The organism is Thermoactinomyces sp. DSM 45891 (assembly GCF_900119485.1).
In the GTDB taxonomy this organism is placed as follows: domain Bacteria; phylum Bacillota; class Bacilli; order Thermoactinomycetales; family Thermoactinomycetaceae; genus Baia.
The window spans coordinates 23,852-39,706 of record NZ_FPJZ01000021.1; the positions used below are offsets into that span (position 1 = coordinate 23,852).

Consider the following 15,855-nt stretch of genomic DNA (forward strand, 5'->3'; position numbering starts at 1 on the left):
TCCTCTCGATAGGGCCTGTTCGGTATTTTTCTATATTAACACATTATCACCGTAAAAAAACGGGGATTTCAAAAAGCCCACTCCTGAGCTCGTGGTTCAGGAGTGGGCTTTTACATTTCTTTAGAGTAGCTTCTGGAAATATTGATCATCTATATAATTTGCAACATGCTCCCATTCTGCCACATCATGAATCTCCGTCAATTGATCTTGATCTAATCGAAAGAGATATACATCATCTGTGGGATCGTGTTGCCGATGTAAGATGTAATAGGTTTGATCTTCATGTTCAAATTGATGAAGGCGTCGATAGTGCTCGACCTCCATCTCGGAACGTTGAAAAGGATATCCATATTTTTCCCCATGAAATGATTGAAACATAAGGCTTAGTCTTCATCCTCTGGAAGAGCTTCCATTAGTGCATTAAAAACTTCTTCTACTTCGTCCCACTCTTCATCTGTCTCTAGAGCTTGTAGTTCAAAGCCGTCTTCTGATTCTAAATAACGAAACGGAAACACATCCTGTACTTCATCATCGTCTGATTCGCTTACAGGAACGAGAAATACATATTTGCGGCCTGTTTCTGGATTTTCATGCTCTAAGATTTTCTCACATAGTAACTCTTCGCCATCTTCTGTAATGATGGGAATAAAATCCTCATTATCTCCTAATACAATCGGTTGTTCTTGATCTGACATGTGTGTTACCTCCTGTGTGCATCTAAGTATCCTTGAAGGATCCATGATGCCGCTAGTTGATCTACGACTTTCTTTCGCTTTTTCCTGCTTACATCTGCAGATATAAGCGTTTTTTCTACTGCTGAAGTGGAAAGACGCTCATCCCACAATCTTACAGGTAGCGAGGTGTGATTTGCAACTTCCTCTGCAATTACTTGAACTGCTTCTCCTCGTGGGCCAATAGAACCATTCATATTCCGCGGTAATCCCACGACAATTTCGGTTACTTCATATTCCTTGATCAGCTGATCTAACCGCTCAAGCCAAGGAATCGAATGTTTCCGGTCAATTACTTCTACTCCTTGGGCAGTCCAACCAAGTAAATCACTTACAGCCACGCCAATCCGGCGCTCTCCTAAATCCAGACAGAGAACTCGGGGCTGACCATTACTCCCAAACAAATTCATGCCGTGATTCCTCTCTAGCTGTTCGGCTCAAGATAAGCGATGACCAATTCCTCAATCAGCTCATCTCGTTCTACTTTTCGAATGATGGTACGTGCATTATTATAACGCGGGATATAGGCGGGATCTCCTGAGATAAGATAACCCACGATCTGATGAGTCGGATTATAGCCTTTATCTTTTAAGGCATCATAAACGAATAACAGTACATCGCGTGCGGAAACTTCAGCATCATCTCCACGAAACTGAAACTTTTGGGTTTCATCCATAGATTCGTTCCTCTCCTCTCCCAGATGACCAACTTTTATACCTTTCTTCTCAAACAAAAAATGTCCTCTTTTTAGTGCTGATTTGCTATCCATTCGTGAACAAAGGATATAGCTTTTTGCACGTTTGTAGGATTTTTACCACCTGCTTGTGCTAAATCAGGGCGACCGCCGCCACCACCCCCACAAATGGTAGCCACTTCCTTCACTAGTTTACCCGCATGGAAGCCTTCTTGAACATATTTTGGCGAAACAGAAGCTACAAAATTCACCTTATCCCCACTTACCGAACCTAAAACGATGATTCCTTCTGCTACCTTTTGACGAAGATCATCTACCATCTTCCGAAGGCTGTCCATATCTTTTGCTTCCACCTGAGCTGATAAGACAGAAACCCCTCCTACTTCTATAAGCTGATTTTGTAGATCTGCTGCGGCTGCTTGGCTTAGTTTCGCCCGTAGGGATTCATTTTCGCGAGCCACTTCACGGATATTCTCCTGTAATTGTTCTACACGATCTAACACTTGTTCTGGCTTCGCTTTAATTGCTTCTGCTACTTGGCGAAGCAAGCCCGCTTGTTGCTCAAGATACTGATAAGCCCTACGTCCTGTAGCCGCTTCAATCCGGCGAGTACCCGAACCAATGCCGCTCTCACTCAAGATCTTAAAGAGGCCGATCTCACCCGTCTGCTTTACATGAGTCCCTCCACACAACTCTAGGCTGTAATCCCCCACTTGAACCACTCGAACCTCAGAACCATATTTCTCACCGAATAACGCCATTGCTCCCATTTCTTTGGCTTCATTGATGCCTTTAATGGAGATATCCACTGAAAGATTATTCCATACCTGCTCATTTACCAGACGCTCTACTTCATGGATCTCGTCGGCGGTCATCGATCCAATGTGACTGAAGTCAAAACGCAAGCGATCTGGAGTAACAAGTGATCCAGCTTGGTTTACATGCTCACCTAGAACTTGCTTTAGGGCTTTATGGAGTAAGTGGGTAGCGGTATGGTTTTTCACCGTTTCATTCCGTAACTCTTGAGAAATCTGAGCTGTTATTTGCTCCCCGCTACGAATGATCCCTTTTTCCACTACAACCTGATGGACATGCTCACCACGAGGCCCTTTTTGTACGCCTTCTACGCGTAACTTGGCATCGTTTGTAAAGATCACTCCCTGATCCGCTGCTTGCCCACCACTCTCTGCATAGAAAGGAGTTTCTTTTAAAATCACCAGTGCCTGACTACCAGCACCTAACAAATCAACTAATTCATCTTCGAAAATGATCGCTTGAACCTGTGTTTGGGCTTCAAAAGAAGTATATCCCACAAAGGTAGTTTCTACTTCTAAATCTGCGAGAGCTCCACCTTGAACCTGCATACTGCCTACATCTTGGCGCGCGGCACGAGCTCGTTCCCGTTGTGTTTCCATCTCATGTTCAAAACCATCACGATCTACCCCGAGTCCATGTTCACGAGCGAAGTCTTCCGTTAGATCGACTGGGAATCCATAGGTATCATACAATTTAAATGCTTCAGGCCCATTGATCTGATCGCGATTGTCTGCCTTTGCCTGTCCAACCAACTCTTCTAAAATCGCAAGTCCATCCGATAATGTTTCGAGGAAACGTTCTTCTTCATTCCGAATCACTTTTTCAATGAACTCTCGCTTCGATACTGGTTCTGGGTAGAAGTCTGACATAATGGAAGCAACTGTTTCCGTTAACTCATATAGGAAAGGACGTTCCATCCCTAATTTGCGCCCATAACGAACCGCACGACGCAATAAACGACGAAGAATGTAGCCTCGACCCTCGTTAGAAGGAAGAACACCATCCGATACAGCAAATACAATCGTACGAACATGATCAGCGATTACCTTTAATGCAATATCCGTTTGTGGATCTTTTCTATACTGCACCCCTACCTTCGCGCAAGTTGCTTCAATGATCGGCATAAACAAATCGGTATCGTAGTTGGTCGGGACACCCTGCACAATCGATGCCATACGCTCCAAGCCCATCCCTGTATCAATATTCTTCTTTGGTAGCGGAGTATAGGTTCCATCAGGATTATGATTGAACTGCGAAAATACGAGGTTCCACACTTCTAGATAGCGATCATTTTCTCCACCCGGATAGTTTTCTGGATCATTTGGATCGGCAAGATGTGCTCCACGATCATAGAAAATTTCCGTATTCGGACCCGATGGACCTTCCCCGATATCCCAAAAATTTTCTTTCAACTTCACGATGCGCTCTAAGGGAATACCAACTTCAGTATGCCAGATTTGCAGCGCCTCTTCATCGTCTGGATGTATCGTTACAGAGAGTTTTTCTGGATCAAAACCCATCCACTTCGGACTCGTCAAAAACTCCCATGCCCACTTAATCGCCTCTTCTTTGAAATAATCACCGATCGAAAAATTCCCTAGCATTTCGAAAAAGGTATGATGACGTGGGGTATATCCTACATTTTCAATATCATTGGTACGAATCGATTTTTGGGAATTCGTGATACGAGGATTTTCAGGTGTAAGGCGACCATCGAAGTACTGCTTTAACGTCGCTACTCCTGAGTTAATCCATAGTAGACTTGGATCATCTACCGGTACAAGTGATGCACTAGGCTCGATTTGATGACCCTTCTCCACAAAAAAATCAAGGAACTTACGGCGAATCTCGGTTGCTCTCATATGTACGACTCCTCCTTATTATGTGAACACAAAAAAAGCCTTTCCATCCCATCTTAGGGACGAGAAGACTACTCCCGCGGTACCACCCTAGTTGCCACCCTCTTACGAAATCTAAAGTGGCCCCTCGTATGTAGATAACGGCACATTGCCGGCAGGGATTAGCTGCATTCAAGAACTGGCTACCTCGTGACTCGATCCGAGAAAGCCTCTCAGCAACTGGCTCTCTTCTCTGACGGTTTAGACACAAGCTTGGTTCTGTCAACATGTTCATGTAATTTGGTTAGACAATTTATGAGTATTATACACAAATGAAAAATGAAATAAAAGGGCTTCGTGAAAATCTCTAGAAAGCTGGCTTGGTACAAGGTAAGCATTTTGAGCAACTTTATTTATGCCAAAGAAAACCTTCTTCGTATGAAACCATTCGTATCAAGAATGAAGACAATAAAGTAATTGGGCAACTGATTGTTCCATATCTGAATTACAATCAATATCCAAAACACACATATCATCATCCGTAGCGGGTTCAAATCCAATTCGAATTCGCTCCAAATGAAAGGTGGATCGAATTTTAAAAAGAGTGGTTAACAATTTACGATACTCATACTCATTCATGTAGAATTCATTTTCCTCTACATGAATGAGTACCTCGCCTTTAATTCCATCGAACGAGAACAAAACTAAGGTATTTATCATTGTCACACCTAGAGTGAATTCACTCAAAAAAATGGTACCACTACCCTTCGGTCGTAGAATCCTTTCAATACTATCCAACTCAGCGTAATCAATGGACTTTCCTGTTTGATTATCGTGAAAATTAGATGATTTAACAGAGCTAGTAGAAATTTTAAAAACATCACAAACTAGCTGATCAAGTAATTCTCTAGGAAAATCAACGAGAATGATTTCGACATATTCCAAAGAAGTAACCTCCTTACTGATCAATTGACCTTAATTCTTTACTTCTCCTTCTGTTGCAGATACGTCGTCGACTAGCATACCCGTGTGGATACTAAATCGGTCTCCATTATCAATGTGAGTTTCTGATTAACCCTCAAGTGAACAGCAAACTGATCACCGATTGATCACGCACTACATAGCATTAGATCGAATTAGATAACACTATATAGCATAGTTATCCAGAAACAGGAAAATATAATGAATTATCCAGTCTATTCTTATAATAATCACAAGCCTACACACATAGCGAAACCCCGCTTATACCAAGGGATTCTGGCGTAAGCGGGGTCTCTATAATTTGGCGTGCCCTGAAGGATTCGAACCCTCGACCTTCTGATCCGTAGTCAGAGTGCTTTCTTCATAGTATCACTAATTACAATCGCTGAACCCTTTGATACATATAAGGTTTGGCGATTGTAGTTAATTGGAATCCGCTTAAAAACAGGCAAATGATCACGGATTGATCACGCACTTAATGACATTAGATGACCTCAACTTCCGTTTACATATGCCACATAGATTATATTTATCTCAACTCATCATCCAAAGGGACATATACTTCATCTAAGAGTTTTTTCCATTGGCGCTTCAATTTGGGCCCGTAGTTCCATTGGTTCGCATCCGGATGTATGGCTTTATACTTATGAAACTCCGTACTCTCAATGACTTTTCTGATATGGGGAATTTCGTCTGACCCCATATCATATTGCTTTGCGGATAATAGAAGTGCTTCTTTATCGACAAACCAAGCATTGGCAAATACTTCTATCTCTTGATTCTGTGCTCGTGTGAAGAAGTCACGTTTGACAGCTAAAACATCTTCTCTTTGATTGATTTCTTTGGTATCTATTGCATGTAATATCTCTCGATATACTTCCTTCACCTTTTCGGATTTCTTCAATTTCAGAAATGCTTCTTCAATCGTGTTACGGATATCTTGATTATCCACGGAGTATGTCTTCAATAATAGATCAATATAGGTGGAGTCAATATCATAGACTTTACTCGAATTTTCTCCATAAAATTCAATATCTGAAAAATCAGCTTCCGCTTCTTGATCACCTTCCTCTACTAAGGACCCCTTCACTGTATGGTAAATCCCCACATACGTTTCTAGCGTCTTCAATTGCTCTCGAAGTACATCTGATTTCTCTATCTCATTGTTGTACTCATCATATGTGACTAACGCTTCGTATGCATTGTTTAATTCTTGAAAAGCTTTCATAAACAGAATTCTGTTTTCTAAAGGAGCGTGCTCTGTCATATTCGTTGGATGGGGGACTAATTGGATTAAGCTTTGCTGTGCCTTATCGAAGCGATGTTTCGATTCCTGATAAGTCGGATAAACCAGCTTCGTTTCCTCTTGTGTCTGTGAATATAATTTCGTTGCATCTTTCACCTGTTGTTCGGCTGTTGACGGTTTACGAAATGTTACGATCAAGCCCTTTGCCTTATTGGGATACGTCCGATTGGTTCGTGAGAAAGCTTGAATCAGATTCGCATACTCTAAATGTCGATCTACAAATAACGTTTGAACGGTGGGTGCATCAAATCCAGTTAATAAGCGTTCGACGACAATCACAAGATCCAGATGATTCCCAAACTGTTGGAACTCTCCTTTTTTACGTGCTAACCGATTATTGATATCGTTATTATAACGCTTCATATCTTTTATCGACCAAGCTGTCTGATAATAGTCGTTATACTCTTTCATAACTTCTGCCATTTCCTCTTCGATCTGCTTGGCGTTCTCTTTATTTTCCTCTAAGGAATACGTAATGGCAATGCGTGGGAAGTCAGGGTCATCCATGATACGTCCTTTTCGAATCGACTGCTTGCTCAACCAATCTGGATCCTTCTTCATCTCTTGAATTGCTTGATAGTAGCGTTTCGCCATCGCAATGGAACTCGTCGTAAGAATCGCAGACTTTTGTGGACGACCATTCTGGAAATCAAATTTCACATAAGCATTATCCGGTCGGAAAATCTTCTGAATGACTTTTTGAATATGATCGTCCCTTTCGAAAACAGCGGATGGAATTTCGCTTTCCCTTTCCATATCGTCCATTTGATCGATTCGTTGATGTAGTTCCTCATCACTCAAATGGTCATATTTCTTATCTGGACGTAGCTTATTAAAAATATAAGTATGTACAGTTGCAGAATCAGTCGTATCTTCGTGCTCTACTTGAAACCCTAGAACAGCACCATCCTCTAATGCATTCTTAATCGTATAAGTGTGTAGGACTTCTCCATATTGATCATGAGTGGTACGAGCCAGTTTTCCTTTCTTCGCTTTCTTATTTACTTCAAATATCGGAGTACCTGTAAAGCCAAACCATGTAGATTTCGGGAAGAATTCTTTGATCCCTTCCATTCCCTCTGCGCTTACTGCTCGATGACATTCATCTACAATAAAAATAATATGCTGTCCAAGCAGTTTCTGAAAACGCTGCGTGCCTTTTCGCTTTTCCTGTTTTAAGACATCTTGTAATTTATGACGTGTCGTAATAATCACCGTATTCAAATTGGTATCAGACAACAAAGAGCGTCTCAACTCGCGCGCGTTCTCTGTTGCAACAATCAAACTGTTCGACTTCGCATGCCCCGATGAAAGACCGGTGTTAAACTCAGAAGCAAATTTCGTAAATTCCGAAGTCGTCTGATTATCCAAGTCTGTTCGGTCTACGAGCATAATCGTACGTTCGACACCGCCTTTACGAGCAAGTAGCTTCGATGAAACAAAACTAGTTAGTGTTTTTCCTGAACCAGTTGCATGCCAGATATATCCCGATTTATGCTTACAGGCATTGGCAAAAATGGCTTTAATCGCATGAATTTGATAGGGTTGTAACACCATTAAGGTCCTCTTATCTTGATCTTCACTTACAATGGTATAGCGAGCAATCAAGTAATGGGCATCGGGAATCGATAAAGTTTGTTTCGCAAATTCATAAAGGTTTTCTACTCTGCGATTATCTTTTGTTCGCCAAGTAAAGATCAAATTTTTATGCATGTCCTTAGGCAAGGCATTCGCAAAATACCGAGTGGTTTGCTCATTGGAAATCACAAATAATTGAAGGGTCGAAAAGATATTATTCCGAAAGACTCCTTCTTCTGCATATTTCTTGATCTGATGAAAAGCTTGGAATACACCATCTTTGGCATTGACCTTCTTCAACTCGATTTGATAAATAGGCAACCCATTGATTAAGAGGGTTACATCAAATCGGCGATTCCGACCCTCTACGCTCACTTTTTGCTTGGCAATCTGATGAACCACTTCATAGGTAGAGGTTCCCCCGTTTATCGCATGATTGGAGTACAACTCTAAGGACAGAGAGCCAAGTGATACGTCTTCTCGTTCAATCGTGATACGAGCAATGCCATTTTCCCCTTTGAGCCATTTAGCCGCATCAAAGGGGGTCTGTGTTTTTGATAGGAGTTCCACTTTAATCATGTCAAACTCTTTATCCGTAATTGGATGATCCCCCAATTCAGCTAAGTTGTTTTGAGTGATGATCTTACGCAAGTTCTTCCATAAATCGGCTTCGGATTTTAAATCGGGACGATATGTCCATTGGTGTTGACCCTCACCCAATAGTTCGATCAGACGACGCTCCACTTCGGCTTCCGTTTGATATGCGATCTTTTTCATATTGGCTCTCTCCTCTGCTAATTAAACAAACATCTTTTGTAGGAAGGCTTTTTTGGTTTGCTGGAGAATCTCGAGTTCACGTTGATGGATGGTGATTCTGTCATCTAGCTGTTTGAAGAAGATGCCGATTTGGATTTGTTCTTCTCTTTTCGGGAAGACCAGATTAACTTTTTTTAAATCTGAATTATGCAAGTGAACAATTGATTTCCCTTGAGCCAGTTTGCTTAATTCCTTCTGTTGTCTACCACTCGAAATAGTTAGAGCTAAAAATACTGGATCGATTTCCTTACTAGGTCGTACAATATTTAAATCCCCACCCAAAATGATCCCCCGTTTACACACAGCAGATGCTCTTGCAATATCCTCTGCACTTTCTCCAGAAGATGGAACGATCACTTCGTTTCCTTCACTTATTACGGAATTTTCTTTTTTAAGAGCAAATGTATCGATAGATTCAATGACAGTCTCATATTGTTTATATAACCGCCCATATAAAATGATTGGATTTCCCTCGTCAATCACATCACTTTTTGAATATCCATTACCTTTGGAGAAATTCGCTAAATCTCCTAACTTCCGCTCTTCCCACTCTCCAGTAAAACCAGCAAATCGAACTTCCGGCACAGACTCTCCCTCTTTCGGGAACAATTTTTGCAAGAAACCCTGTTTTGTTTGTTGGAGTGTGTTTATCTCTTGCTGATGGAAGGTGATGATATCGTCTAGCTGTCTGAAGAAGGTACCTATTTGGATTTGTTCCTGTATCTTCGGTACAACCACATTAATCGACTTAAATTTGTTCAATGAAAGAACTCTTTGCCCTGTTCCCTCAGCTTGTGCTACAACTTGTCTTTTTATGGTTGAATTGAGCATATACAGAAAAAAATCGCTATTTCCATTAGATATTTTAAATACAGGGTAGAAGTAACTTATAATTCCCTTATCAACCAGATCATTCCGATTAAATTTGAATACACCATTGTCACTTCGTGATCTAAATGTAAAATAACCCCTTGGTAATACGAAATATCCTATATTGCTCTCAGTTGTTATTTGTCTGTCTGCAAAATAATCTTCTTGGTACGTTATTCCATACTTTTGAGATGAAGTTAGCACAGGATATTGGTTCTGAATCGAGGTTTTCTCAACGTAGTCTTGAACAAAATTCCGTAACTTCCGCTCTTCCCACTCCGCACTAAACTCAGCAAATCGAATCTCCGGTATACTACTACTTGGCATGGTTAAACACCTCTAATGCACCCTTGATCCATTTTTCATTTTCTTCCTCGTATTGTAGGGATGAAATCATGTCGTAGAGACTCGCGTCTAACTTGGCTTTCTCTTTGCGAATGTCTTGGATTTGTGCACCAATGGTTGCCATGTCGATCGGTGCCTCTTCTTCAAAGGTATCCACATAGCGAGGGATATTTAGGTTAAAATCATTTTCCTCCATTTCATCAAAACTAGCGAGATAGGCATATTTCTCTACAGATTTCCGATTCTTATAAGAATCAATGATTTTGTCAATGTTTTCTTGAGAGAGTTTATTTTGATTCTTTCCTTTGACGAACTCTTTACTTGCATCAATAAAGAGAACATCACGAGAGGTACGACCTTTCTTCAATACAATGACCGTTGTGGGAATGGCGGTTCCATAGAATAAATTGGCTGGGATACCAATAACTGCATAAATACTTCCATCCATTACTAATTTCTGACGGATCGCCCTCTCTGCTGCTCCACGGAAGAGAACACCATGTGGTAAGACAATCGCCATGGTTCCCGAATCCTTCAAATGATAGAATCCATGTAACAAAAAAGCAAAGTCTGCCTTTGATTTCGGTGCTAACTTTCCGTATCGACTAAAGCGCGGATCATCTAAGAAGGTCTGAAGAGATGCCCACTTTGCCGAATAAGGAGGATTCATCAGGACAGAATCAAATTGATAGGGCTCATCCGTAGGCCAGTCTTGGTTTAAGGTATCCGCATTGCGTAAGTGCATATCTTCTTTGCTGACCCCATGCAGAATCAAGTTCATCTTCGCAAGATTAAAAGTCGTGGCATTTAACTCTTGCCCATGATACTTCACACTATTGGGGCGATTGAGATATTTCCTGACATTTAGCATCAATGAACCTGATCCCATGGTTGGATCGTAGACACCAAATATTTGTTTGTTCTCTTGACCGATTGCGACGATACGAGCCATCATATCGGATACTTCATGTGGGGTGTAAAACTCCCCTGCTTTCTTACCCGCTTCAGAAGCAAATTGACCAATTAAGAATTCATACGCATCTCCAATGACATCGCCATTATGTCCCATGACATCGATATCATCCAGTTTCTTCAGTACTTCGGTAATGGTAATGTTACGCTGTTGCTCATCGGCTCCTAGTTTTTTTGATTGTAAATCCACATCATCAAACAGCCCATTAAAGTGCGCGTATTGGATAGATAAATGATTAAACGCTTCTTTCAGCGATTTCAATTGAAATATGTTTTTATTTGCCTGTTCGACTAATTCACTGAACAAATATTTTGGCTCTATCTCATAATCCAATATATCGATCAGCGTTTCTTTTACATTCTGTTTCTGATCTTCGTCAGCTAATGCTTTCTTGTACAAGTCCGTTTGTTTTTTTGATATGTTGTATTCTGTTAGTGATTCACCTGATAATTCCACTACTTTTCGTAACAACTTGTCCGATAAAAACTTGTAGAAAATCAATCCTAGGAGGTAGTTCTTGTACTCCGATGCATCCATTTTGCTTCGTAAGTTGTCTGCAGCACTATACAACTTTATGTTTAATTTAGACATGTGGTCTTCCCCCGTATCTATTCTTTTTCCATTCGATTCAAACATTCTAAATAGAATTTCTTTTCTAGTTCCACTTGCTTCTTCGCTAAGGCTTGTCGCTTGCGAAAGAGGAAATATGTGTTACCAATGATTTGTTGCTCCTTGATACTCGGTAGCCGAATTTCCAACTCTTTGAGAATGGCGGGAGTTAACTTAGGTACAGTACTTCCTTGCATAAAAACAGCCATTTGTTTTCTCATGTAACCCGATTCATTCAACGCATAACAGAGATAATTACGATCTAACTGATCATCATGGGTAATAAGGAGTTTCGCAAAATTTTGGTTGATGATCTTCCCCTGATTTACCTCACTCACTATCCCTGCTTTGGAACTAACAAAGCTGAAAACAACATCTCCTACACAACTCAAATAGCTATCATCCTGATGGGAATTAGAACTTGCATGGGATTCGAGAAAGAAACCATCCAGATCATTTCTTAAATCCTCAAACGAATAAGCCATCAGACTTAGATCATCTTTCTCATTTCCTCTAGAAAGATTTCTTCCGATTTTAACTGTTACAACATCATCAAGTTTCATATTCTATCCTTCCAAAAAAGTAATTCTTAGAAATTACTTTATGTAGATCACATTTAGATCATATCACCCTAAAAATATCCCGTCAATCGTTTATATGTAATTTTTAAGAATTACGTTCTTGGAGAATTCATTTGCAAGCATATCTGCAAACATCTGTACATTTTCGACATACCCTGTTTCTCCTTTTACAGAATATAAATCGTGGGCTAATTGTGCCAGCTCTTCAGGATGCTGATAATAATAGTCATCCTGTGTATAAAGGACTGCCGCCGGACAATTCCATCTATTCTGTGGATCAAATAGAAATTCGTTTGCTTGTACGATACATCCAAGATAAACGTCACCTTGTTGATAGAATTCCTTTTGTCTAAGGTATAGATGAATTAAGGGATCGGTTCGACGATCTTTTCTCACCAATCCGGAGGCCACACCTTATCAAGCCATCGCCATTGATGTTTCTTTTTATGAAAATAATCACGAGTTTCATAGATGTTAAAAGGAATCATAATCTTTCTCCTCCTGCTTATATATCCTTTTGACAAAACAATCACCTCCATACCGAAGCCCAGAAGCGATTTTACAACTTTCTTTTCAATAGAAGTACTTGATACTATGTTTTTATTTCTTCTACTTGTACTTCTGTACATAAAATGGATAGCCAAGGTCTATCAAGTTCTACCGTATAGATATCTAGATGTATTATATCAGGCCTATTACACTGGGATAATAGAGGTGATTTTTCATTCAAAATGAATTTCACAATAGTAAACCAGCTTCCTATATGAGCTTCTTTTACTTCCTTCCTAGGAACATCCAAAAATTGTTCAACCATATTAAAATCTGCCTTTAAACAGTTTTTAAATATGATCTTCAGAAACAATTTTTCTCCGTCTCGTTCAGTCCAAAAGTAATTAACATCCATTGATAAATCAAGCAAGTTTTTTTCCCATCGAATATTCTCAATAAAACTATCAGTAAAATCGTACTCTTCCATAATCTCTTTTGTATCTCTAGAAAATATCATTTAAAAAACCTCTTCTACTCTGATTTTAAATCTATGCACTATCCTAAAAATAGAGGCGAATAATGCACAGATTCAGCGAACTATCCGCCAAAATAAAAATGCGTAAGGTCTCTTAGCTCTTGCCTAGTTGCACTACTAGGAAACACTCCATGTTCATCAAGATATCCGCCACCCTTGTTTTGAACCCTAAAGTAAGACCTTCCATTTTCTGGTGTTTGATGAATGCGCATTTTGGTTCCCGTCTGGGGATCAACAAGAATATCTGCTGGACCACTCTTCTTTCCACCTGACTCAACAAGGATTCCACCCTTTTGATTTCAAATCCTCTATCAGTTTTGAAGGACTCGAATTTCTAGCTATATCCTTATAGTTCTGTTTAGCAAAGCCCCCACCTCTAGAGAACATATTGATCAATTCACCAATATCCTGCCCCAGATTCTTCGCACCGCCGCCTCCACCTACAGTTGCAGATACACCAACTAGCATGGAGAAGAAGCCGTTAAAAATCTAGATTCGCATCAAGTATGGAGACAATGAAGTAATTGGGCAATCGATTGTTCCATATCTGAATTACAATCGATATCCAAGATACGCATATCCTCATCTGTAGCTGGTTCGAATCCAATTCGGATCTGTTCCAAATGAAATGTGGATTGAATTTTAAACAGATAGATCAGGAGTTTACGATAGTCGGTCTCATTTTTATAGAACTCCTCTTCTTCTACATGTATAAAAATATCACCATGCTCCTCATCAAATGAGAATAAAACCAGAACATTTTTCATTGTCACACCCAAATTCAACTCGTTCAACAAGACTGTACCACTACCTTTAGGTCGTAGAACTCTTTCGATACTATCCAAATCAACGTAATCGATAGATTTTCCAGCTTGATTATCGTAGAAATTAGATGACTTCACAAAATCTGATGATATTTTAAAAACATCATATACTAGCGGATCAAGATGTTTCCTAGGAAAATCAACCAAAATTATTTCGATATATTCCATGGAACCCTCCCCCTTACTGATCAATAAAGCCCTTAAAGGTACCATCCAAATTTAACCTGATCCCTCGTCCATCTGGTAATTGTTTTTCTAAGAAAGAGGTCCCTCTATTGTTTGTAACACTTGTAAAAGAACCTGGTACATCCAGAATTTCATTCAAGTGATTTAAAGCCTGATTATTTATTTCATTAGATCCACCTTTTACTTTCCTCAAAATATCTCGGTTGCGTCCAGATCATAGATACTTGGATGCAAGACCTGCTTCTGTTTCCTCGATGAGACGGTTTTTATCGTACTTGTAGGTAGAGAGTACACCGTCTTTTGTTTTTTGTACAAGATTGATATTCGCATCAAGAGTGTATTCCTCTGTGGAGGATTGGGTTCCCGATTTATCATAGTAGTATGAGGCACTAATATCTCACCGCTTATATTGCATCTGGACCGAAATCACCATCTGTAAAAAGACAATGATACACGGTTACATCATCCGTTCTCAGTTGTTTAATTATTTCTCGTAATTGAGTTAAGCTCATCATCCATACTGGGCGCACTTAAAAAAAGTAACAGGGATGTCGAATGACTTGCCTGTTACTTTTAGAACAAACTTTCTAAGTGTCAAGTGCGGCTACATTTCACTCACTTTATATTCAATCAGCCGAATACCACGTGAGTTAATCGCTGGAACTAGCTTTGATAGATACCAACTGATATCTGTGATTCTATCAATCAGTATTTTTCGATTCTTGTTGACCATGAAGGAACAGTTTCCATCCGGCCAAATCAAGAAATCCCCTCCAACATCCGTGTCTTCCCATGTTATAGTGATACCAATCACCTCGTTCTGATCTATCTTTCTTTGAACCAACTCTTGTAACTGGTCAAGACTCATCTTTTCACGCTGCCAATCGTAATCATCAATATCCCCAACTGGTAAATAAAAGACTTTGCCGAATTCATCATGGTATTTCCAACCATTTGACATTAGACTTTGAAATAATACCATCTTTGTACTGTCTCTATACACCAATTGGAAATCGATAGACGACTCTACTGACATAGCTCTTCCCCCTTAATCAAGCCATCCATGGTATGGAATGCCCTTTTTGTTCATGTAATCTTTAAATACTTTAGGAATAGGTACATTTGAATACAGCTCATACGTTGCACCATTTTCCTTGGCAATTTGCAATCTTGAACCCATATCAGACTTAAATTTTCCAATCTCGGCTGGGTTGTCAACTCTACTTTCAAAATAAGAACCTGACTTAGCTTCCCACCATTTATTTCCTACTCCACCATCAAACTCTCTTCCTCCCTTCTTAAAACTCCCACTCCCACCTAAATTATCAGTGAGAAAGTCTTCGAAATCCTTATCATAGAGACCTTTAGCACTAGGTCTGGAGCCTCCACCTCTAGAGAACATATTGATCAATTCACTAATATCTTGCCCCAGGTTCTTCGCTCCACCACCTGCAACTCCTGTGCCCCGGCAGATACACCAACTAACATGGAGAAGATATCACCTGCCACGGCTCCTACGTGATAAGCGACTCCTTTTTCCTCGTTAGGGTCACTTAAATCTGCAAGTCCCAGAGTGAAGATATTACTGTTGATTCGATCTCTGGCTCCGTTAATAAACTGCGAAACCGATTTGGTGGCAGATTGGGTTGCTTTCTTGACATTGTTTACAATTTTCTTGACGGC

General features: G+C 40.1%; 16 protein-coding genes and 1 pseudogene. All 17 read right to left on the reverse strand.

Translation table 11 applies throughout. From position 1 onward, the window contains the following. Positions 1–120: 120 nt before the first annotated feature. A complete protein-coding gene (locus BT147_RS13210; protein WP_072336276.1) occupies positions 121–378 on the reverse strand; it encodes a DUF1292 domain-containing protein in 258 nt (85 codons plus the stop codon). Positions 379–383: 5 nt separating this feature from the next. Further along, positions 384–695, reverse strand: a complete 312-nt coding sequence (locus tag BT147_RS13215) for a DUF1292 domain-containing protein (protein WP_072336279.1) — start codon at positions 693–695, stop codon at positions 384–386. A 5-nt stretch (positions 696–700) separates the two neighbouring features. Next, positions 701–1,141 (reverse strand): Holliday junction resolvase RuvX, encoded by a 441-nt coding sequence (ruvX, locus tag BT147_RS13220; RefSeq protein WP_072336282.1) that lies wholly within the window; start codon positions 1,139–1,141, stop codon positions 701–703. A 14-nt stretch (positions 1,142–1,155) separates the two neighbouring features. Beyond that, entirely contained in the window at positions 1,156–1,407 is a 252-nt protein-coding gene (locus BT147_RS13225; RefSeq protein ID WP_072336325.1) for an IreB family regulatory phosphoprotein, read from the reverse strand. 71 nt (positions 1,408–1,478) lie between these two features. Then, positions 1,479–4,103 (reverse strand): alanine--tRNA ligase, encoded by a 2,625-nt coding sequence (alaS, locus tag BT147_RS13230; protein WP_072336286.1) that lies wholly within the window; start codon positions 4,101–4,103, stop codon positions 1,479–1,481. A gap of 429 nt (positions 4,104–4,532) precedes the next feature. After that, on the reverse strand, positions 4,533–5,024 hold the full coding sequence (locus BT147_RS13235; RefSeq protein ID WP_072336289.1) for a Cdi1I family immunity protein: 492 nt from the start codon (positions 5,022–5,024) through the stop codon (positions 4,533–4,535). Positions 5,025–5,589: 565 nt separating this feature from the next. Continuing rightward, positions 5,590–8,721 carry a type I restriction endonuclease subunit R gene (locus tag BT147_RS13240; RefSeq protein ID WP_072336292.1) on the reverse strand — a complete coding sequence of 1,044 codons (3,132 nt, stop codon included), beginning with the start codon at positions 8,719–8,721 and terminating at the stop codon, positions 5,590–5,592. Positions 8,722–8,742: 21 nt separating this feature from the next. Further along, positions 8,743–9,957, reverse strand: a complete 1,215-nt coding sequence (locus tag BT147_RS13245) for a restriction endonuclease subunit S (RefSeq protein WP_072336295.1) — start codon at positions 9,955–9,957, stop codon at positions 8,743–8,745. Continuing rightward, complete coding sequence (locus tag BT147_RS13250; protein WP_072336298.1) at positions 9,947–11,539, reverse strand: type I restriction-modification system subunit M; 1,593 nt, start codon at positions 11,537–11,539, stop codon at positions 9,947–9,949. The genes BT147_RS13245 and BT147_RS13250 overlap by 11 nt, the downstream gene beginning before the upstream one ends. Positions 11,540–11,556: 17 nt before the next feature. Continuing rightward, positions 11,557–12,120, reverse strand: a complete 564-nt coding sequence (locus tag BT147_RS13255; protein ID WP_072336301.1) for a restriction endonuclease subunit S — start codon at positions 12,118–12,120, stop codon at positions 11,557–11,559. A gap of 90 nt (positions 12,121–12,210) precedes the next feature. Continuing rightward, the gene (locus BT147_RS13260; protein ID WP_072336303.1) at positions 12,211–12,537 is read right to left on the reverse strand and encodes a hypothetical protein; all 327 of its coding nucleotides are present in this window, start codon (positions 12,535–12,537) and stop codon (positions 12,211–12,213) included. A gap of 193 nt (positions 12,538–12,730) precedes the next feature. After that, the gene (locus BT147_RS13265; protein ID WP_083426568.1) at positions 12,731–13,144 is read right to left on the reverse strand and encodes a hypothetical protein; all 414 of its coding nucleotides are present in this window, start codon (positions 13,142–13,144) and stop codon (positions 12,731–12,733) included. A 518-nt stretch (positions 13,145–13,662) separates the two neighbouring features. Then, a complete protein-coding gene (locus BT147_RS13280) occupies positions 13,663–14,154 on the reverse strand; it encodes a Cdi1I family immunity protein (protein ID WP_072336312.1) in 492 nt (163 codons plus the stop codon). Between the two features lie 13 nt (positions 14,155–14,167). Further along, positions 14,168–14,371: pseudogene (locus tag BT147_RS16050) on the reverse strand (tRNase toxin domain-containing protein); the annotation flags it as partial. A gap of 405 nt (positions 14,372–14,776) precedes the next feature. Further along, positions 14,777–15,208 carry a hypothetical protein gene (locus BT147_RS13290; protein WP_072336317.1) on the reverse strand — a complete coding sequence of 144 codons (432 nt, stop codon included), beginning with the start codon at positions 15,206–15,208 and terminating at the stop codon, positions 14,777–14,779. Between the two features lie 12 nt (positions 15,209–15,220). Further along, positions 15,221–15,583 carry a hypothetical protein gene (locus tag BT147_RS13295; protein WP_072336320.1) on the reverse strand — a complete coding sequence of 121 codons (363 nt, stop codon included), beginning with the start codon at positions 15,581–15,583 and terminating at the stop codon, positions 15,221–15,223. Then, positions 15,580–15,855 (reverse strand): hypothetical protein (locus BT147_RS15630; protein ID WP_177239833.1); only part of this gene is annotated, 276 nt, incomplete at its 5' end. The genes BT147_RS13295 and BT147_RS15630, both read right to left, overlap by 4 nt.